The sequence below is a fragment of the Agrobacterium sp. 20P9.1.2 genome (genome assembly GCF_057799395.1).
The window spans coordinates 547,495-567,979 of record NZ_JBYOKI010000002.1 but is presented as its reverse complement, the minus strand read 5'-3'; the positions used below and the strand labels follow the sequence as shown (position 1 = coordinate 567,979).

19 protein-coding genes are annotated in these 20,485 nt (G+C 56.6%); 7 read left to right on the top strand and 12 right to left on the bottom strand.

From position 1 onward, the window contains the following. Positions 1–36: 36 nt before the first annotated feature. On the bottom strand, positions 37–1,497 hold the full coding sequence (locus AC27VJ_RS08455; protein WP_488683635.1) for a phospholipase D-like domain-containing protein: 1,461 nt from the start codon (positions 1,495–1,497) through the stop codon (positions 37–39). A gap of 240 nt (positions 1,498–1,737) precedes the next feature. Here AC27VJ_RS08455 and AC27VJ_RS08450 point away from each other — a divergent pair, with 240 nt between their 5' ends. Continuing rightward, positions 1,738–3,033 (top strand): L,D-transpeptidase family protein, encoded by a 1,296-nt coding sequence (locus AC27VJ_RS08450; RefSeq protein ID WP_113086651.1) that lies wholly within the window; start codon positions 1,738–1,740, stop codon positions 3,031–3,033. Further along, positions 3,030–3,263: a sulfurtransferase TusA family protein gene (locus AC27VJ_RS08445; RefSeq protein ID WP_113086650.1), complete on the top strand. Its 234-nt coding sequence runs from the start codon at positions 3,030–3,032 to the stop codon at positions 3,261–3,263. The genes AC27VJ_RS08450 and AC27VJ_RS08445 overlap by 4 nt, the downstream gene beginning before the upstream one ends. 7 nt (positions 3,264–3,270) lie before the next feature. Here the strand turns inward: AC27VJ_RS08445 and queE are convergent, their stop codons facing one another. From queE to AC27VJ_RS08405, 8 genes are all read right to left on the bottom strand, one after another. Then, on the bottom strand, positions 3,271–4,008 hold the full coding sequence (queE, locus tag AC27VJ_RS08440) for a 7-carboxy-7-deazaguanine synthase QueE (protein ID WP_488683634.1): 738 nt from the start codon (positions 4,006–4,008) through the stop codon (positions 3,271–3,273). Then, the gene (queD, locus tag AC27VJ_RS08435) at positions 4,005–4,373 is read right to left on the bottom strand and encodes a 6-carboxytetrahydropterin synthase QueD (RefSeq protein WP_488683633.1); all 369 of its coding nucleotides are present in this window, start codon (positions 4,371–4,373) and stop codon (positions 4,005–4,007) included. Before queD ends, queE begins: the two co-directional genes overlap by 4 nt. Then, positions 4,373–5,083 carry a 7-cyano-7-deazaguanine synthase QueC gene (gene queC, locus AC27VJ_RS08430; protein WP_488683632.1) on the bottom strand — a complete coding sequence of 237 codons (711 nt, stop codon included), beginning with the start codon at positions 5,081–5,083 and terminating at the stop codon, positions 4,373–4,375. The genes queD and queC overlap by 1 nt, the downstream gene beginning before the upstream one ends. Positions 5,084–5,214: 131 nt before the next feature. After that, the gene (locus AC27VJ_RS08425) at positions 5,215–7,194 is read right to left on the bottom strand and encodes an acid phosphatase (RefSeq protein WP_488683631.1); all 1,980 of its coding nucleotides are present in this window, start codon (positions 7,192–7,194) and stop codon (positions 5,215–5,217) included. A 142-nt stretch (positions 7,195–7,336) separates the two neighbouring features. Continuing rightward, positions 7,337–8,161 carry an ABC transporter ATP-binding protein gene (locus AC27VJ_RS08420; RefSeq protein ID WP_488683630.1) on the bottom strand — a complete coding sequence of 275 codons (825 nt, stop codon included), beginning with the start codon at positions 8,159–8,161 and terminating at the stop codon, positions 7,337–7,339. Continuing rightward, positions 8,158–9,192, bottom strand: a complete 1,035-nt coding sequence (locus AC27VJ_RS08415; RefSeq protein ID WP_488683805.1) for a FecCD family ABC transporter permease — start codon at positions 9,190–9,192, stop codon at positions 8,158–8,160. The genes AC27VJ_RS08420 and AC27VJ_RS08415 overlap by 4 nt, the downstream gene beginning before the upstream one ends. A gap of 2 nt (positions 9,193–9,194) precedes the next feature. Beyond that, entirely contained in the window at positions 9,195–10,238 is a 1,044-nt protein-coding gene (locus tag AC27VJ_RS08410; protein WP_488683629.1) for a FecCD family ABC transporter permease, read from the bottom strand. Then, complete coding sequence (locus tag AC27VJ_RS08405) at positions 10,238–11,242, bottom strand: iron-siderophore ABC transporter substrate-binding protein (protein WP_488683628.1); 1,005 nt, start codon at positions 11,240–11,242, stop codon at positions 10,238–10,240. The genes AC27VJ_RS08410 and AC27VJ_RS08405 overlap by 1 nt, the downstream gene beginning before the upstream one ends. Positions 11,243–11,477: 235 nt before the next feature. Here AC27VJ_RS08405 and AC27VJ_RS08400 point away from each other — a divergent pair, with 235 nt between their 5' ends. Then, a complete protein-coding gene (locus AC27VJ_RS08400; RefSeq protein ID WP_488683627.1) occupies positions 11,478–13,634 on the top strand; it encodes a TonB-dependent siderophore receptor in 2,157 nt (718 codons plus the stop codon). 38 nt (positions 13,635–13,672) lie between these two features. Here the strand turns inward: AC27VJ_RS08400 and AC27VJ_RS08395 are convergent, their stop codons facing one another. Beyond that, positions 13,673–14,566 carry a helix-turn-helix domain-containing protein gene (locus AC27VJ_RS08395; protein WP_488683625.1) on the bottom strand — a complete coding sequence of 298 codons (894 nt, stop codon included), beginning with the start codon at positions 14,564–14,566 and terminating at the stop codon, positions 13,673–13,675. Between the two features lie 230 nt (positions 14,567–14,796). Continuing rightward, a complete protein-coding gene (locus AC27VJ_RS08390) occupies positions 14,797–15,480 on the bottom strand; it encodes a GntR family transcriptional regulator (RefSeq protein ID WP_488683624.1) in 684 nt (227 codons plus the stop codon). Positions 15,481–15,647: 167 nt separating this feature from the next. Here AC27VJ_RS08390 and araD point away from each other — a divergent pair, with 167 nt between their 5' ends. From araD to AC27VJ_RS08370, 4 genes are all read left to right on the top strand, one after another. Beyond that, positions 15,648–17,384, top strand: a complete 1,737-nt coding sequence (araD, locus tag AC27VJ_RS08385; protein ID WP_488683623.1) for an L-arabinonate dehydratase — start codon at positions 15,648–15,650, stop codon at positions 17,382–17,384. 13 nt (positions 17,385–17,397) lie between these two features. After that, complete coding sequence (locus AC27VJ_RS08380; RefSeq protein ID WP_113086637.1) at positions 17,398–18,123, top strand: ribonuclease activity regulator RraA; 726 nt, start codon at positions 17,398–17,400, stop codon at positions 18,121–18,123. 127 nt (positions 18,124–18,250) lie between these two features. After that, a complete protein-coding gene (locus AC27VJ_RS08375; protein ID WP_488683622.1) occupies positions 18,251–18,541 on the top strand; it encodes a hypothetical protein in 291 nt (96 codons plus the stop codon). Positions 18,542–18,589: 48 nt separating this feature from the next. Then, positions 18,590–19,798 carry a low temperature requirement protein A gene (locus AC27VJ_RS08370; RefSeq protein WP_488683621.1) on the top strand — a complete coding sequence of 403 codons (1,209 nt, stop codon included), beginning with the start codon at positions 18,590–18,592 and terminating at the stop codon, positions 19,796–19,798. On the opposite strand, the gene AC27VJ_RS08365 is transcribed toward AC27VJ_RS08370, so the two are convergent. Next, positions 19,795–20,358, bottom strand: a complete 564-nt coding sequence (locus AC27VJ_RS08365) for a TetR/AcrR family transcriptional regulator (RefSeq protein ID WP_488683620.1) — start codon at positions 20,356–20,358, stop codon at positions 19,795–19,797. The genes AC27VJ_RS08370 and AC27VJ_RS08365 overlap by 4 nt on opposite strands. Positions 20,359–20,485: the final 127 nt, after the last annotated feature.

The window sequence follows — 20,485 nt, the reverse complement described above, 5'->3', positions numbered from 1 at the left end:
CTATAAAGCGAATATGCGACGGTCTTGCCGGGCTCTCTAGAGATAGGGCGATGCCAGCCATAAAACCCGTTCGAACAGGCGAAGGACAAATGGCCTTGCCCGCAGTTCTTCCAGCTTCACCGGCGTCGCCTGTTCCATGGCTTCCGTCATTCTTTCGGAAACCGCATGGGCAAACCTGTCATCGATAACTTCTATGTCCACCTCAAAGTTCAATCGCAACGACCGTGGATCGAGATTCGATGATCCGACATAGGACCAGCGGTCGTCGATGACGAGGAGTTTGGAGTGATTGAATGCGCCCGTGGCGCGCCAGATGCGGCATTGGTTTCTCAGTATCTGATCGAACTGCGCGGTCATTGCATGGTCGACGAGCGTCAGATTGTTGTTTGCGGGAACGATGATATCGACCTGAACTCCGCGCCGTGCGGCGGTCGTCAGCGCCGAAATCAGCTCCCTGTCCGGCAGGAAATAGGGTGACATGATGCGGATGGACGAGCGTGCGACCGAAAATGCGCCCATCAGCATCTTGTGGCTGGTCTCGATGCTGTTATCCGGCCCCGATGGCACCACGCGGCCAAACACCGCTGAGCCGGGCTTGCCCTCGGGAAGGGTGACATCCCAGACCGGACCATCAAGCAATTCACGGGTGGTAAACCGCCAGTCCTCGGCGGCAACTGTAAACAGATCGGCGACAAGCGGACCTTTCACCTTGAAATGGGTGTCACGCGACTGGCGGTCGCCGGAAAATTCGGCGGTAAAGACTTCGCGAATGTTCATGCCGCCGGTAAAGGCTATCCGCCCGTCGACCACCAGAATCTTGCGGTGCGTTCTCAGATTGGCATAGGGCAGGCGCAATCCCATAATGACGTTGCCGTTGAAAACGGCGGCACGGATATCCGCTTTCTTGAGGCCTGGCATGATGCTGGGAACGGAATAGCGCGCGCCAACCGCATCCACCAGCACCCGCACCTCAACGCCGCGGTCCCGCGCCTGCGCCAGGGACTCCACAAAACGAAGACCGATCCGATCTTGATCGAAGATGTAGGTTTCCAGAATGATTGATCGTTTTGCGTTGCTGATGGCTTCCAGCATGGCGGCATAGGCGATGTCGCCGGAGATGAGCGGTTCGATCTCATTGCCCGTCGTCAGCGCGTTACGGGTAACGCGGTCGCCTACGTTTTTCATGGCGACGAAACGGCGGCCGAAACGCTCCACCACCAGATCATGATCGGCATCGAAACGGGCGACGCGATCCATGATCGTGCCATGCATCAGCGAGCGCTGCTGGCCCAATGTACTGCGGCGGATGCGATTGATGCCGGCAATGCCGTAAATCACGGCCCCCACGACGGGTGAAAGCAGGATCACGCCGACCCAGCCCAGCGCCGTGCGCACTTCCTGCTTCGTCATCGTCGCATGAATGGCGGCACTGGCACCCATGATAATAGACAGGGTTGCCAATATGTGGGGCCAATAAGTCGTAAACAGATCAATCATATAGGGAATATAATGGAGTTCGACTTTGCTGCAAGTCGAACGGTTCGCAGGCCGGGTAGCGATGTGTTAAGGCTTTGTCAGCTATAATCATTGCCAGAATTTCAACGAAACCGATGACCTCATGACCGTCAATCAGGACACATTTTCCGGAAATTGGCTGCCGATCGCAAGTCGACAGACTTGTAATCAAATCGGAATTATTTTACCACCGTGTCACATCCTGCAAACCGGTGAAACGCCATGCGTTTGAGACATATTGCGCTGCTTGCCTGTACCGCTCTCATGCTGGCAGGCTGTAACGAAACGCTCGAAACCGTCGAGCGGGACGTTTCCCATGTCAAAAACAAAGTCGAGTACCCGCTGTCTCCGTCCATCTTGGCTGAGATGGACAAGAAGAATATGGATCGCAATGCGCCGATCATGATCCGTATCTTCAAGGAAGAGGGTAAGCTCGAAATCTGGAAAGCCAAGCGCGACAATCGTTTCGATATGATCGCGTCATACGACATTTGCGCATGGTCGGGTAAGCTTGGACCCAAGGTGAAAGAAGGCGACCGTCAGGCGCCTGAAGGTTATTATAACCTGACACCGGGGCACCTGAACCCCAACTCCAACTATTATCTTGCCATCAACACGGGTTTCCCGAACCGTTACGATCAGGCCAATGGCCGCAACGGCACGAACCTGATGATCCACGGCGCCTGTTCGTCGTCTGGCTGCTATTCCATGACCGATGCGCAGGTGCTGGAAATCTACGGCTTTGCGCGTGACGCCTTCAAGGGCGGCCAGAAGACCGTGCAGCTTCAGGCTCTGCCCTTCCGCATGACAGCGGAAAACATGGCGCGGCACCGCAACAGCGAGCATTTCGAATTTTGGAAAATGCTCAAGGTCGGCTACGACAATTTCGAAGTCACCAAGCGCCCGCCCGAGGTCAATGTCTGCGAAAAGAAATACGTCTTCAACCAGCAGACGGCAGGCGGCCAGTTCAACGCCTCTGCGGCCTGCCCGCAGATGAGCACGCCGCCAGCTTTGGCGAGCGCGCTTTCAAGCTACGAGAAGACCTATGATGTTGCCTATGATAAGGCAGCAAAGAAACTCGATGGCATGGTCTGGTATGATCCGAGCGAAGCCGAGCGCAAGGCGCTGGTTGCCGAAAAGCGCAAGGGCCGCGAACCTGCCTATGCGCCGACCGGCTCCGCCCTTAAGGCTGGCAAGCTGATGAAAGAAACAGAGTTTGCTGCGCTGATGGAGAAGAAGGCCGCAAAGGGTCTGACCGCTCCAGCCGCAACCGCCATCGCATCCTCTGCCAATCCGCGCGCGACGGTCGCTCCGACTGCTACGACGCAGCAGCCAGCAACGGCCCGTCCGGCAGCCCCAACTATGGTGGCTTCCGCAGCCCCGGCGCCTTCGGGCCCGCAGGTCGCAGCAGCGCAAAGCATTCCGGTTCCGGCCGTCAATCCACTGGCCTTCACGGCACAGCCATCGGCTGAAGATGCCCAGAAGAAACCATTCTGGAAGTTCTGGGCCAAGGAATGACGGCGTCCGTTCAGGATATCTACGATTTAAGGGGGCTGAAATGCCCCCTTCCTGTTTTGAAAAGCCGCAAGAAACTGTCCACTATGAGCGCGGGCGAAGAGCTTTGGGTGGAAACCAGCGATCCGCTGGCCGTCATCGACATTCCGCATATGTGCCGCGAAGACGGGCATGAACTGCTGGAAACCGTCGCGACGGACGGTGGACACAGGTTTCATATCCGCAAGACATAAGCCTGCTTCAGACGCCGCGTTTGTTGCCCCACAGTAAAACATGCAGTTGCGGCAGCACGCGAACATCGAACCAGCGGTCGGCGCTGACCTTGTCCACCAGCCACAACATCCGGTCCATCACACCATCGATATCGACCACCGCGTCGTCGTCATCCGGCGGGGGTGGCGTGTGGTTTCCGGGTTGGAGGTAGACCGGAAGATGGGGATAGCGTGCCGACGCAGCCTTGGCGTAGGCGTAATCGACATCATCGAAGATCACGAATTTCAAAGCGGTCTGCGGTGTTTGCCCGGCTGAATCAAGACAGGCTTCGAAAGCCGCCCAGTCCGTCTGCATGCCGCTGGATGGCGGTTTGGGGCTGAGAACCAGATAGTCCAGATCGGCAAACCAGTCTTTCGTAATGCTGCCCTGCGTTTCCAGCGCGAAACGGTAGCCTTCGCCGTGCCCTTTCTTGATCAAGGCCCCAAGTGGCTGAATGGCCGGGTTGCCGCCGGAAAGGGAAATGGTTAGCGGTTTGCCGCCGGATAGCCGCGTCACCTCCTGCCAGATGGCATCGACAGCCATGGGTTTCCAGTCATCCCGATATTCGCTATCGACCGCATGCAGCGTGTCACACCACGAGCAGCGATAATCGCAGCCACCGGTACGCACGAAGACGGTGGGAACGCCAATCAGCAAACCCTCGCCCTGAATGGTGGGGCCGAAGATTTCGCTGATGCGGATCGGGGCGTCTTTGCGGTCGCTCATGGCTGGCGCCGGGGCCGATATTCCGCCCAGGTCTTTGCGGTCTCGCTGACCCGGACGGCGCTGGTTTCTGGCAGCCGTTCTTTGCACCAGTCGTAGAAATGCTGGGCGAGACGCTCCGCAGTCACCATGTCATGACCGAGAACGTCGTTCAGGTGCCGGTGGTCGAAGTGGTCATCGATGTAATGTTTGAGCGGGGTAAGTTCCTGATAATCGCGAACAAAGCCATGCTCGTTCAGCTCTTCACCGGAAAGCTCTACCTCGACGATGTAATTATGGCCGTGGAGCCGCGCGCATTGATGATCTGCGGGCAGACCTTTCAGCTGATGCGACGCGGAAAAATGGAATTCCTTGGTGATGCGAAACATTACCGCACCTCTTGCGCAGCATAGGCGCTGGTGGCGGCCTTCCAGAAATCCGGGTCTTCATAATCCGTTGGATCATCGACGCCAGCAAGATGAAACGCTTCGCGCCGCTCCACGCAAGTACCGCAGCGCCCGCAGTGGCGCTGCCCGCCCTTGTAGCAGGACCATGTGTCGGCAAAGGGGGTGTTGTGCTTTGCGCCATCGGTCACGATGTCGGCCTTGGAGACCGTAACATACGGCGCGAAAAGCTTGACGCTGGCATAGCCTTCCAAAGCGCGGCGCTGCATGTCGTTGAAATTGTCGATAAAACCGGGACGACAGTCCGGATAGATGAAATGGTCGCCGCCATGGACCGCGATGGCCACGGCATCCGCCTGCTGGGCTGCTGCCAGACCAAAGGCGATGGTCAGCATGATGGCGTTGCGGTTGGGAACGACGGTGGAGCGCATCGTTTCTTCAGCATAATGGCCGTCGGGAACCTCGACATCATCCGTCAATGCGGAACCCGTCAGATGTGCGCCGATGGTTCTGATGTCGATGATGTGGTGCGGAACGCCGAGGCGGTTTGCGCAGAGCGCCGCAAAGTCCAGTTCTTTCTTATGGCGCTGGCCATAATCAAAGGAGACGAGGACTAAAAGTTGATGTTCCGCAGCAATTCTATGCGCGAGCGAAACGGAGTCCAATCCGCCGGAGCAGATGACGATAGTCTTCATAATTCAGGATCCCTTGTTTTGACCGGGTGGGCTGCGACCGGATAACGGAGCGGCTTCTAACCCATGTCGGGACCGTTGTGAAGGGGCGCAGACACGATCGGGCCCGCACCTCCTTTAAAGTTGTTTCGCGACTATTCGACGATGACGGTCAAGGTAGTGCCGGTGTAAACCGGGCGGACCTTGACGCCATTGGCATTTATGGAGGCGAAAGAGCTAGTCAGGCCATCAGCCGACAGCACGTCAAATCGCGTTCCCGCCGCTGGCGCATCGCCGTCGAATGTCAGCTCAAGCGTGGCATTTTCTATGTCGGCCTTGCCCTTGATGTGCAGCGCGGTTTTCTTTGCATCAAGAGAGAGAGTACCACCTGTTTGGCTGTAGTTGCCGTTGATGCCGACCGCATCGGACGCCGCGAGTTTCAGCGTTCCGCCAGACACCAGCACGCTGCCGGTTCCCAGTGCGGTTTTGGACGCTGCCGTCAACGTCCCGTCTTTGAGAACGGTGCCGCCGGAATAGTTGTTGGTGCCAGCGAGTTCCAGTTCGCCAGTGCCGGATTTTACCAGACGACCTGTGCCTGCAATATCATTCGTCCAGCTATCTTGGGCGTTGAAACCGCCAGCGGCTGCGTCCATCGCCACATTCACATCGCCGTCGAACGATCCATAGCCGGAAGCAGCTGCGACGAGATTGATGCGGCCCCAGCCATTGCTGTCATCCAGCAAAGGATAGCCGGACTCGATGCCGGTGGAAAAGAGAACCGCACGGCGTTGGCCTGCGTCAAGATAGGGGAGGCGCGTTTCCAACAGGACTTCGGCACCCTGCGGCACGACCATGGCCAAGTTCGGAGCGGACAGATCACGCTTGAACGAATAGGTCATCCGCTTGCGATAATCAGCCTTATTGGTGCTCTCATTCGCGAAGCGGTCTGCGTCGATATCTGCACTATGCGCAAAGGCTTCAAGTGTCTGGCCCTGCGGCAGGCGCTTGGTGAGATAGGCCTGCACCTCATCATGCGCGGCCTTTTTCACATCGGCCACTTTCGGGTCTTGCAGAACGGCAGCAGCAATGGCGGTGGCGGTGATGCGCCCGCCGATGACATCGAGCGGCGAGTGCATGCCTGCCACGATGCGGGTTTCGCCAAGCTGCGACGCTTTTGTCAGCAGTTCGGAAAAACGCTCCGGTACTGCATAGGCATAGACGATTGCCGCCAGATAGGCCGCATTGGTGTGGCCGCTTGGAAATCCACCATCCTTTGCGCGACCCCGGTTTTCGCGCGCATAGCGCAAGGCGGGTACAGTGACGTCAGGCTCGGACTCGTAGCGCTCGAATGTCTTGTCGCCGATGGTTTCGGTGCCGGTCTCGATCACCTCGCCCTTGGCATTCATGCGCCATGGACGGGGAGTGGAGTAGAAGTATTTGGAGGGCGAGGTCGTCCCCTCGGGGCCGCGCATCAGCGCCATGAAGGCGCCGAAATTCTTCAGCTCCGAATCCGGCGAACCTGCTTCCGTTCCCTTGTCGTCTTCCCGTTTGGTAATGACTTCATTGACGTTGAAGTCGCTCAGCGTATGGTTGATGGTGGTGGTCGCACCGGCGCCCTCCCGATACCAATCTGCCAGTGGTCCCAGGCCTTCGATGACGCTGTAACCTTGCGAGCGACGGTCGTTGAGATAGGCGTCCAGAGCGGCAGCGCCCGTGCGGTTCTTTCCGGTGACGGAAAGCACGTAACGCATGTTCTCCGTCCAGACGTCGGGGTTCAGGACTGTGACCTTGCTATAGTCTTTCGGGCCATCGCCATTCGCGCCGCCATTGGCCCAGTTCTCATCACCCAGCGTCCAGATGCGGTTGAAGCCGGACAGGATTTTGATGACGGGATTATCCTTGTCATCATAGGCGTTGACGCTTTCGCCCTTGGCGTTCTTGCCCGTCTGGTTGTGATAGTTTTCCGCGACAGGCAGCGGATATTCGACCGAGGGTGCAGGAACGGAAATGCTGTAGCCGGCGCCGGAAGGCTCGGCAGCGTCAAACGCTTGCGCATGTGATGCGATGCCGAACGCAGCGACGGATGCAAGCAGGGTTGAGCGGAAAAGTGGGAAATATGCGCGTAGCTTGGCCATGACAGCCTCCTCAATTCATTTATTGCAATATGCCTTTGCGAGACACGTCATAGCCAGACGTGAGTCGATGCTGGGCAAAATGCCCAGCGATCATGACAATTTGTTTACAGCGATTGACGAATGAGATGAATGCGGCTGCATCTCAGACGACGCCCGCGTCGTCCGGCGCGGAACTCATCCGGTGGCGGCCGATGGGAAGCATGATTGGCCTGCCCGATGTGGGGTCGGTGATGATGCGGCTTTCCAGCCCAAAGACCTCGCGCACATTCTGTTCGGTCAAGACCTGCTCCGGCGTGCCGATGACATGCAGACGTCCGGCTGCCATGGCCACCAGATGGTCCGCATAACGTGCGGCGAGATTGAGATCATGCAGCACCATGACGATGGTCGTTCCGCGCGTGTGGTTGAGGTCCGTCAGCAGGTCCAGAACCTCGACCTGATGGCTGATGTCGAGAAAGGTGGTCGGCTCGTCCAGCAACAGGATTTCGGTCTGCTGGGCCAGCGCCATGGCAATCCACACACGCTGCCGCTGGCCGCCGGAGAGCTCATCGACGGGCCGTTCCGCCAGTTCAAAGGTCTTCGTCGCCTCGAGTGCGGCTGCGACTGCTTCATCATCCTTTGTGGTCCAGCGGGACAACAGTCCCTGATGCGGGTGGCGTCCTCTGCTGACGAGGTCGGCAACGGTTATGCCTTCCGGCGCGATTGGCGATTGCGGAAGCAGGCCCAGCGTCTGCGCAAGCTTGCGAGGGGCCGTGCTGTGAATGGATTTCCCGTCCAGCAAGACATGCCCCCGGCGCGGCGAAATAAGCCGTGACATGGTGCGCAAAAGTGTGGATTTGCCGCACGCATTGGCCCCGACAATCACCGTGATCCGACCCGGAGGAACGGCAAGATCGAGCCCCTCCAGAATGACGTTGTCACCATAACCGGCTGAAAGTTGGCTGGCGGTAAGGGAATGGGCGGTCAAAGCGAGCCTCCGGTCCGGTTGACGCGAATGATTAGGAAAATCAGATAGGGTGCGCCGAGAGCCCCGGTGACGACACCGACGGGATAGCGGCTTGGCAGCAGGAATTGCCCGGCATAATCCCCGGCCAAGACAAGCAGCGCTCCGATCAGGGCTGCAGGGAGGAGCAATGAGCCGTTGGGTCCGACGACCCGGGCGGCAATCGGCCCTGCGAGAAAGGCGACAAAAGCGATTGGTCCTGTAACAGCTGTGGCAAAGGCAATCATGCCCACAGCGGCCACGATGACCACGATGCGGGTGACGCCGACCCGCACGCCAAGTGCCGCAGCCGTGTCATCGCCCAGCCGCAACGCTTCCAGATCACGCTGGCGACTCAGCAGCAGACCGCCGAAGATGGCAAGCCCCAGGAGAAGCGGCAGGACTTGCGAAAGCTGCGCGCCATTGACGCTGCCCGTCAGCCAGCGCATCGCCTCTTGCAGGTTCCATGCGGGGGCGGTGGACAGAATATAGGCGATGACGCTTTCCAGCATTGCGGAAACACCGATGCCGACGAGGATAAGCCGTGTTCCGGCAACCCCGTTGCGGGAGGACAGCGCATAGACCGACAAAGCGACTCCAAGACCGGCAACCACCGCAAAGACGGATACAATTGGCCCTTTCAGCGACAGTACAACGATGGCAAACACCGCTGCCGCGCTGGCACCGGAACTAATGCCAATGATGTCGGGGCTTGCGAGCGGATTGCGCAGCATGATCTGAAAGGCAACGCCGCCAAGGCCGAAGCTCAGGCCTGCGAGAACGGAAAGCAGCGCTCGCGGCAGCCGCAACTGACCAACGGTAAAGCTTGCCCCCGCCACATCTTCACCCAGCAGAACGCGCAGCACGTCCGCCGGTGGGGTCAAGGACTGACCGAGAACAAGGGTAAGCGAAAATACGGCAAGCAGCAGCGTGACAAGAACCGCAATCACCGTCATGCGTCGGCGTGCATGTCCGTTGCGCTGTTCCACGATGGAATCGATGATAGGAGACAGCATCGTCATAGGTCGCGCACCCGCTGACGTCTGACGACCCAGATGAAAAACGGTGCACCGATCAGCGCTGTTACGATGCCGACATCAAGCTCCGCCGGGCGGGAAACGATGCGCCCGACAATATCGGCCGCAAGCAGCAGGCATGCGCCGCCCAGCGCCGAAAACGGCAAAAGCCAACGGTGATCGACGCCGACAAGCAGGCGGCAGAGATGCGGCACGATAAGCCCCAGAAAGCCGATTGGCCCGCAGACCGCGGTCGTTGCCCCGCAGAGGGTGATTGCGCCAAGGGCCGAAAAAGCGCGGGCGATGGCCACACGTTCACCCAGCCCAGCGGCAAGTTCATCACCCAAGGCGAGAGAGTTCAGTTTTCTGGCCGAGAGGATGCTGATGAGGAAGCCGACGGCCAGAAAGGGCAATATGTGCGAAATACGGTCGAATGTCGCGCCGCCGACGCCGCCGATCTGCCAGGACCGAATGCCGCCAGCGATGTCGTTTCGCGGCAGCACGACCGCGATGACCAGCGATGAAAATGCGACGGAAGTCGCCGCGCCAGCAAGTGCCAGCTTGAGAGGTGTGGCACCTCCGCGACCCAGCGAGCCAATCGTGTAAACGAAAACCGCCGAACAGCCAGCGCCAATGATCGCCGTCCAGATGAAGGCATTGGCTGAGGCGATATTAAACCAGGCAACACCGATAACGACGGCCAGCGAAGCGCCCATATTCACGCCTAAAATGCCCGGATCAGCCAGCGGATTGCGCGTGACGCCTTGCATGATCGCGCCGGAAAGTCCCAGCGCCCCGCCAGCAAACATGGCAAGCACGGTGCGTGGAATGCGAACCGCAACCGCCGCCTGACCGATATTTTCCATTTGTCCGCTAAGTGCCGAGAAAATGTCGCCCCAGGCGACGTCACGCGTACCGATAGCAACGGATAGCATGCACAACAGAAAAAGAGCTGTCATCAGCGCCAGAAGCCAGAGTGATCTGACGCTGTTCGAGCGTTTGAGAACCACACCCGGCGCTTTCTGCCTGACGTATCGAAACGTCATTATTGTTTTCCAGCCTTCTCCACGGCCTTGGCAAGCATGCCGACGTAGTCTTTCAAAATCCACGAAATCGAAAGCGGTGTCGGATTGGCTGCCGTGCCCAGCGGATTTCGACCCAGCATGACGATGGAATCATGCTCGACCGCGGGCATTCTGGACAGAAGCGGATCGGCCTTCACTGCGTCCAGCAACGGCTGGCCGCCATAGGTGACGACGATATCCACGTCGTCAAACGCATCCACGCGCTCCGCGCTGACGCTCGAGGCAAACTGGCCGGGCGTCGTTGCTTCCCTGACACTTTTGGGGGATGACAAACCGAGATCGGCGAAGAATTTCACGCGGGTATCATTGGCGGTATAGAAATTGACCGTGCTGAGATTGGTCGTGTCCAGATGGGTGACGAACATGGCCGATTTGCCTTTGAGTTGGGGAACCCCGGCAACGACTTCGGCAATTTCGGCTTCCGTGCGTTTGATCAGTGCCTCGCCTTCCTCGGCCATGCCGAGACCAGCGCTGTTGAAGCGGATCATGTCCCGCCAATCGGTTGCCCATGGCGATTCTAGATAGGCGACGACAGGGGCAATCTGGCTCAAAGTGTCATAGTCGGCTTGGCTCAGGCCGGAATAGGCAGCCAGGATGACATCCGGCTTCGTCGCAGCGACGGCTTCGAAATCAATGCCATCGCCTTCATCGAAGAGAACGGGCTTTTCTGCACCAAGTGCCTTAAGCTTCTCCGCCACCCAGGGAAGGATGCCGTCACCGTCATCATCGCCGAAATTGGCCGAGGCAAAGCCGACCGGGACGATGCCCAGCGCCAGCGGCACCTCGTGATTTGCCCATGCAACAGTCGCCACGCGCTCGGGCTTCTTGGGAATCGTGGTCGTGCCAAAGGCATGTTTGATGACGATGGGGTAGGAAGTGTTCTCCCCGGCCAAGGCGGCATTGCCCATCACAAGCGATAGAAACGTTACAATCACGGGCGCAAAAGCGCGAACGAAGCGCAGCATTGGCGACACTCTCTCGACGTTAAAAGTTGACTTCAAGTCTCAGCTTCACTCTGCAAGGTCAAGACCCATGTGGGAGAAGCGTCGCCAAGAGCGGCGAAGTTTCCATGGTTTTTTACAAAACCGTGGAATTGTACAATACCAGACTAACGCCCTCAAGTTATCAGCCCATCAAGGGGGGCAACTGGATTTTCACCCAGCTTGCCAGACACAGCAACATGAGTTCTGGAATTTGATCATGACCATTGAAACCACAAGCGCAGACCGAACACAGTCGCAACGCCGATATCGCAGCGCCCTCTTGCTCGGCTGCACAGCGCTTGTCGCCTTTGCGCCTGTTCGCGTGATGGCTCAAGATGCTGCCGGGCAGGGTGGCAGCACGGTGCTGGAGACGATTACGGTTCAGGGCACGGGTGGGGATGACGACTCGAAGTCGATCGTTGCCAAGAAAACGACCGCAGTCGGAAAGATGCCGACCGATATTCTGACGGCGCCAGCGTCTGTTTCCGTCATTACGTCCAAGGAAATCGAAGAACGCGGTGCCAGCAACATTGAACAGGTCGTGCAATATACTGCGGGAGTGGTCACGGATTATTATGGTTCGGATGACCGATATGATTACTTCAAAATTCGCGGCTTCAGCCCATACACCTATCGCGACGGGTTAGCGATTGGCAGAAGCTGGGGCGGCATTCTGGAAGAACCCTATGGTTATGAGCGCGTCGAGGTACTGAAGGGCGCCAATTCTACCGGCTTTGGAGTTTCCGATCCTGGCGGTGCGGTGAACTACGTGACGAAGAGGCCCAAGACAGAACGTTTCGGTGAAATCTATGGTACGGGCGGATCATTTGCTCATAAAGAAGCAGGATTCGATTTTGGTGACAACATCACCGAAGACGACACCTTGTCTTATCGTCTCACCGGCAAATTCCAGCGATCAAACGCTGAATATGATTATTCGCAGAACGACGAAAACTTCATCATGGGCGGTGTAACGTGGCGTCCCACAGATATGACGAGCCTTTCATTCGTTTTTGATCATCTGGATAAAGATGGAACACCGAGCGGCGGTGGACATCCTAGATTTACTGATTTTGATCGGGATAAATTTTTTGGTGAACCTGATTACAACTTCGATGAGACGAACAGAAACACTTACAGTGTAATGTTCGATCACGATTTCGGAAGCGGCCTGACATTCAATTCGAACGCACGCTATAGCAAGTCAAAGAACAAGTTCGGATATGCGTACCTTTATGATGAATTAGGTGCCAGCGACCCGTCGGACACAGTTGTGGACCGCAACTTCTTCGGAGGAGACAGCTCGGACGAACAATTCGTCATTGATGCGCATCTGCTCTACGAGACAAATTTTGACCAAATAGAAAGCCGCACACTTTTGGGATCCGACTATAAAAAAGTTGATTCTGAGTCCATTAGCTACGGTTTGTATCGACCCAGTTGGGGTGGGACGGCGACCGGCATAGACTGGCAAAACCCCGTCTATTCAGGTTTGCCCAGCAATATACCTGTTACAGAGAGCAAGCAAAACGATCAGACAACACATGCCATTTACCTTCAGCAAGATCTCGTTTTCTTTGACAAGATCACCGCAAGCGTTGGGCTTCGTAACGATTGGCTCAATCTTGATGAGACAAATCGAGTTACAGCTTCGACAAAGTCGGGAGATTATAGCGAATTCAGCAAACGCTTGGGCCTGAGTTACAAACTGACAGATGAACTCGCCGTCTATACGAGTTACGCTGAATCTGTAGCGCCTCCAACGACGGGCATCGAGCCGACGACCGGAAAGCAATATGAGGCCGGTGTAAAATATCAGCCCGATGCACTGCCCGCGTTGTTTACTGCATCTGTCTATGATCTGACCCTAGAAAATATTACGACGCGAGAAGCGCCGAGCTATTTGGAAGCGACGGTCGAAAAAGTTCGTCATCGTGGCCTCGATCTTGAGGCCAAGGTAGAAATGACGAATAATATCAATCTGATTGCCGCCTATGCCTACATCGATTCCAAGATCGTAGAACCCACCAACGCTAACGGTTACGACGGCAAGAAATTTGCACAGGTTCCGGAACATATGGCATCTCTTTGGGGTACCTATACCTGGGAAGGCGAAGGCGCACGTGGCGACATGACCTTCGGTCTAGGCGCACGTTATATCGGGCCGTATTATTTCGATAATGCGAACACCCGTAAGTCTGACGGGGCCGTAGTCTTCGATGCGGCCTTTACCTACAAAATCCAAGAGAACACGACGTTCCAGTTGAACGCCAGCAACCTCTTTGATGAGAAGCATATCGCTAATGATGACGGGGGTGCCTACTATTACAACCCTGGCCGTGCGATCTACGCGACATTGCGTCAGACCTGGTAACGCACGAAGGTCCATCCGCCTAAATGCGGGTGGACCTTTTACTCGACCTGCCGCATACGCCGCCATGCGGCAGGTGTTTCACCCGCGACCTGTCGGAACGTTTTCGTCAGATGTGCCTGATCTGAAAAGCCGAGTTGGGCTGCGATGGCGGCGACGCTGAGGTCGCTTTCGGTTAGCATGCTCTGGGCGAGGCTGATGCGTTTGCCGAGTTGCCATTGCAATGGTGTTTTGCCTGTCGTTTGCTTGAAGACATTGGCAAACCAGCTTTCAGAAAGCCCGACCGTTTCCGCCATCTCGCCCACCGTCATGCGGTAATCGGCGCGTGCATTGACCACGGCAATGAGCTTGTTCATTTGTGCTTGCGTCAGTCTCGCATTCGTCTGCTCGATGGGCTCTCCGCCGATGTCGAGCAGACCGGTGACGATGCTGCCGACAAGGCTTTCAGCATAAATGGCATGTTTCGACGGCGTAGATACTTCATCCACCAGCAGGCCGGCCAAGGCCTCGATGGCACCTGCGTCCTGTATCTCCACGGGTCGCCGCAACGCCGTAAGCGCGACCGATGTCCCGACCGAGGGGGATAGATATTTCAGCATCCGGTCTTTGTGCAGATGGATATCGAGATGCGAGAAGCGATGGAACGACGTAAAACTTGTCCACAGTGGAACGCCTGCGGGAACATAAATCGCTCGCTTCATTGGGCGGTAGTGTTCGGCAACGCTGCTGTCGCGGTTCGTCATGCGAATGTGGGATGAGACGTCGTTGAAGAAGATGACGATGCGAGGGTCAGGAGAAAGGTAGTAGCCCGTGGCGCCCGCGTGTCCTTCCGCGTCCCAGAATACGCTGATCAGCCCATCCAGCCCGCGCCATTTGGCGGGTCCAATAGCGCGGATGCCATCGGTGAAGCATGTCATCGAGTGGAGGTATGTCACAGTCGCAAACCTGTCTCATCGGTTTTCAAGACTGGCATTTTACGCGAATTCATTGCAGTTCAGATGCCGCACCGTCAGCTTTCAAACAGCAACGACAGTGGGGAAACTCGCGAGAAAGGATGCCATATTATGATAAGAATTATCATGTTTATAGCTTATAGCAAGTTACGCAGGTCATAATAAGCTGATCATCATTCACGCACGGGAACCTAAAGCGTGAAAAATGGTGGTTATTGCCGCACATATTCTGGAAATTTCTCGCTGATCAAACCGGTAATCGAAAGAGTACCGGAGAGATGTTTGCGCAAGGCTGCCGCTGCTTCTGCCGGGTTTTCCGACCGGATACCATCGATGATTGACTGATGATCTCTCAGTACAGTCTGCATTTTTCCGGGCATGGGCAGGTTCAGCCGCCGCAGGCGGTCCAGATGCACGCTTTGCCTGCGCACATTGGTCCAGAGGTCGAGAATATCCGCCCGCTCATAGAGTTTTCTATGAAACTCCCGGTCGGCGGCGTCGAAACTGTCATAGGTTTCCGGTGATGCGAAAGTTTTCTGTTTTTCGAGAATATCGGTGAGTTCGGCCGCGGTGGCGGCAGGGCTGTCTTTCGTCAAACGCGTGACTGCCTCCAGCTCCAGTGAAAGCCGAAGAAACTGCGCCTGCTGAGCGTGGCGAATATCGATCTTGGAAACGACAGTCGCATATTGCGGATAGACATCCACCACGCCGTCTTCCTGTAAGCGCATCAATGCATCGCGCACCGGTGTCTGGCTCACCCCGAATTCCAGCTGCAAGGAAGCGCGCGACAGCACGGTTCCTGGAACAAGCTCCACAGTCAGAATGCGCCTGTGCAATATCTCGTAAATCTGTAGCGCCACCTGTCGTGAGCGATCCAGCATCGTGTCTCTGATCATGAGTCCTTCGACCTCTTCCAAGGCTTCACCGTAGAACCATTAAATCACAATTTCACCATTGATGCACTGATGTTTTAGTGCTTCAATGCATTTACGTCTTGAGGAGGGCAGGGGGACTTCGCTGGCTAAGACCAGCTGTTCCTATGAGGAGTTACAGAGCAGGCATCATGGAAAAGAAAAAAACAGCAGACATGCTGCGCAGCGCACGGTGGTTCGCGCCGGATGATTTGAGAAGTTCCGGTCACAGGTCTCGCACCATGCAGATGGGTTACGCGCTTGAAGAATGGATGGGCAAACCCATCATCGCCATTCTCAACACCTGGTCGGATGCAAATCCCTGCCATGCGCATTTCAAACATCGCGTGGAAGATGTGAAGCGCGGCATTTTGCAGGCGGGCGGCTTTCCCTTGGAACTGCCAGCCCTGTCGCTTTCGGAAAGCTACGTGAAACCGACCACCATGCTATATCGCAATATGTTGGCGATGGAGGCGGAGGAGCTTCTGCGTTCCCACCCTGTCGATGGCGCGGTGCTGATGGGTGGCTGCGACAAGACCACGCCGGGTCTTGTGATGGGGGCGATCAGCATGGGCCTGCCCATGATTTATCTTCCGGCTGGGCCGATGTTGCGCGGGAATTATCAGGGGAAACCCCTCGGTTCCGGCTCTGACGCATGGAAATATTGGGATGAGCGCCGGGCTGGAAATCTCACAGAAAATGAATGGGTCGAGGTAGAGGCTGGCATCGCCCGCTCCTACGGCCACTGTATGACCATGGGTACCGCCAGCACCATGACGGCGATTGCCGAGGCGCTGGGGCTGACGCTGCCGGGTGCAAGCTCCATCCCTGCGGCTGATGCCAACCACATTCGCATGTCGTCAGCCTGCGGCAGGCGCATCGTGGAGATGGTGTGGGAAGACCTGACGCCAAACCAGATACTCACGCAAGCCGCCGTGAACAATGCCGTTGCCGTTGCCATGGCCACGGGCTGTTCCACCAATGCCGTGGTGCACCTACTGGCGATGGCGCGCCGTGCAGGCATTAAGCTGACGCTGGAGGATCTGGATCGCGCCGGACGGACTACGCCCGTGCTCGCCAATATCCGGCCCACCGGCAAAACCTATCTGATGGAGGATTTCTATTATGCGGGCGGTCTGCGCGCCCTCATGGCCAAGCTGGGCGATAGGCTCGATCAGACGGCGCTGACCGTTTCCGGACTGTCGCTGGGTGAGACGCTGAAGGGAGCGGAATGCTTCAATGATGATGTCATTCGCTCGCTGGATAATCCCGTTTATCACGAAGGGTCTCTGGCCGTTCTGAAGGGCAATCTCGCGCCGAATGGCGCCGTCATCAAACCGGCCGCCTGCGATCCCAGATTTCACAAGCACCAGGGCCCGGCGCTCGTCTTCGATACATATCCTGAGATGAAGGCTGCGGTTGATGATGAAAATCTCGATATCACGCCGGATCATGTCATGGTTTTGAGAGGTGCGGGCCCGCAGGGTGGGCCGGGCATGCCGGAATGGGGCATGCTGCCCATTCCAAAAGCGCTGTTGAAACAGGGTCATCGCGATATGCTGCGCCTGTCCGATGCGCGCATGAGCGGCACCAGTTACGGCGCCTGCATTCTGCACGTCTCGCCGGAGTCCCATGTCGGCGGACCTCTGGCGCTGTTGCGCAATGGCGATATCGTCAAGCTTGATCTTGAGGCGCGCACCATCGACATGCTGGTAGACGAAGAGGAGCTTGCCCGCCGTCGTGCCGACTGGGTGCAGCCAGCCGACAAGATTGGCCGTGGTTATGGCTGGATGTTCGCGCGCCATGTTGCGCAGGCCGATACGGGCGCGGATTTCGATTTTCTGGAAACGGGCTTTGGCAACACCGCTGCCGAACCCGATATTTATTGATAGGGATAGATCGATGACAGATTACGTTTTGAGCGATGCCACCCGCCAGAAGCTGATGGGCGTGGCGACACCGACCATTGCCACGGCGCTTTTCAAGCGTGGACTGCGCAACCAGTTCATTCAGGATGTGCGACCGCTTTCGGCGAAAAAGAGAAACATGGTCGGACAGGCGTTTACGCTGCGCTATATTCCGGCCCGGGAAGATTTGAACCCGCTGAGCGTCTTTCAAAACCCGGAACACCCGCAGCGCGCAGCTGTCGAAGCCTGCCCGGCTGGACAGGTGCTGGTCATGGATAGCCGCAAGGACGCGCGGGCGGCATCCGCCGGGTCCATTCTGGTTTCGCGTCTGATGGTTCGCGGCGCTGTGGGCGTTGTGACGGATGGCGGCTTCCGGGATAGCCCCGAAATTGCCGATCTCGACATCCGCGCCTATCACAACAGGCCGTCTGCCCCCACTAATCTGACGCTCAATCAGGCCATCGACATCAACGTGCCGATTGGCTGCGGCGATGTCGCCGTGTGGCCGGGTGATGTCATTGTTGGTGATGACGAGGGCGTCATTGTTATTCCAGCTGCAATTGCCGATGAAATTGCCGATGAAACCGTTGAAATGACGGCCTATGAAGACTTCGTCACCGAAAAGGTTTTGGGTGGAGCCACCATCATTGGCCTCTATCCCGCCACCAGCGACGCGCCGCGTCAGGAGTTTGCGGAATGGCGTAAAGCCAAGGGTCGTTGAATCAAGTGGATAGCCGACAACCACACGATTTTTCGCGTGGTTTGTCGTCCCATAAATCCACATGGAACCAAAAGGCGATCTTCGATGTTGTTGAGGCACAAAGCTCAATACATTCAGGAGATTATTGATGAGACGGGTTGCCGTTGGTGCCGCCGTGGGCGTTGCTCTGTGTTTTGTTACCGCCGCTGTTGCTCATGATATTGAAGTCAGCAGCCTTGATCTCAAGCAGACAAGCATGAAGCACGAGAACACGCAGCCCGTTGCCAAGGATCCTCGCTACATCGTTGATGTCATCGGAAAACAGGTTCGCCTTGTGGGACCTCGGTTCTTTGCTGATAATTCCAATGAAGTTGAACTCCTCGGTCGTGCGCAAGCTCTCCTGCGGGAAGAAGCTAGGTCTGAAATCGCGGCTCGATAAAAAACTTACCCGAAATATTTAGCGTCCAGTGCTGAGGGCAATGCCAGTATGAAGAATTCTCCTGCGGATCAGGGCACGAAAACCGATCCGAAATGGCGCCTCATCCGGCAGGACGATGCCGAAGCGGGAAAGCCGACATTTCCTGAATTGTTTTTTGATCTCGTTTTTGTATTTGCGCTCATTCAGTTGTCCCACACCTTGGCCAAGGATTTCGGTTCGACGGCCCTTCTGGAAGCCGCCCTTCTTATTCTCGCGCTCTGGTGGCTCTGGATTCAAATCACCTGGCTCACAAACCTCCTGAATACCGAGGCCGGGCTTGTCCGGCTTTTCCTGTTTTCAATGATGTTTGCAGGGGTTCTGCTTGCCATAGCCTTGCCGAAAGCGTTTCAGGAACAGAGCCTTATCTTTGCGGTGATTTATAGCGGCATGCAGATCATGCGTTCGCTCTTCGCGCTTTATGTTTTCAAAGGCGTGGATCACGAAAACTCGCTGACCTTTGCGCGAATGGCCTTGTGGCTTGGTATCTCCAGCATCTTCTGGATCGCAGGCGGTCTGTCGGGCACTCTTATCTGGCAAATCGGATTTTGGGCCGTCGCCATCGGCATCGAGTATCTAGGGCCAGTGACGAAGTATTATTTCCCGGGTCTGAAGACCGGCAAGGATGAAAGGCTGCATCTTTCGGGAGAGCATCTGGCGGAACGTTGCGCACTGTTCGTCATCATCTGCCTGGGCGAAACGATCCTCACCACCGGTCGCACCGCAACAGATTATATGAATTCCAGTCTGACCTTTGTCGTGTTTTGCTCGGCCTTTGCCAGCACGGTTTTGATGTGGTGGATTTATTTCCATCACGGGCAGGAAAAGGTGTCTGAAAAGGCTGAGGAAACCGCAGAGCCGGAAAAGATCGCCCAAAACCTCTTCAACTACGGTCACTTGCCAATCGTTGCCGGCATCATTCTCACAGCTGTGGGTGAAGATTTCAGCCTGTCGCATAGCCATGAACATTCCACACTGCGTGAAGCACTGGCCATTGTTGGAGGGCCGATCCTTTTTCTGGCAGGAAATATCGGGGTGAAGATCGCGTCTTCCCACATTCGCCCGGTATCGCATTTCGTCGGTATCGCTGTGCTTGCCGTGTTGCTGCTTTTGCAAGGCATGCCACTTTACGCTCTGCAAATCTCCGCCGTAAGCGTGCTGCTGCTGGTCGCAGTCTGGGAGTATCTCGCCTTGAAAAAGAGTGCGCCGAGCGCGGCTTAAGGCTGCGTAAGCATTCCGCTTGCCAAGGCTCGGAATGCATCGAGCGCTTTGGGCAGCACGGTCTGCGGCTCGTCGCTGGCGGCAACCCACAGGGCCGCGTTAAGGGCGGCACCATTCAGCAAGCGCGAGGCAGCTTCCGGGTCCACCGACTTCACGGTTCCATCGGCAATCAAGGTCTCGACCTTCTCCATCGTCGCTTTCAGACAGCTATTCTGGCTTGGCCATTTGGAGGGGTCACCGAGAACCGCTGGTCCATCCAGAAGCACAATGCGCTGGACCTCGTCTTCAAGCGCCATCTCGATATAGGCGATGCCTTCCGCGATTAGAGCGTCCCAGTCATTTTTCTCACGCATTCCTTGGGCCTGCGCCCTCGCTGCCAATTCTCCGTCAATTTCATCGACAACAGCCTGGAGCAATCCGGTCTTGTCTCCGAAGTGATGATAGAGCGCTCCGCGTGTCAGGCCGACGGATGCCGTCAGATCGTCCATGGAGGCGCCTGCAAATCCTTTTTCCGCAAAGGTCTTACGCGCTGCTGAAATGAGCTTGCGCCTCGTTTCCATTATCATTTCTGAACGCGTTTTTCCGGCCATTCTCAATTCCAATAAAAGGCATACATGGCGTATGTAAGTTGACATACGCAGCGTATGTTATTATTTGACATACGTGACGTATATCAAAGCTCGACCT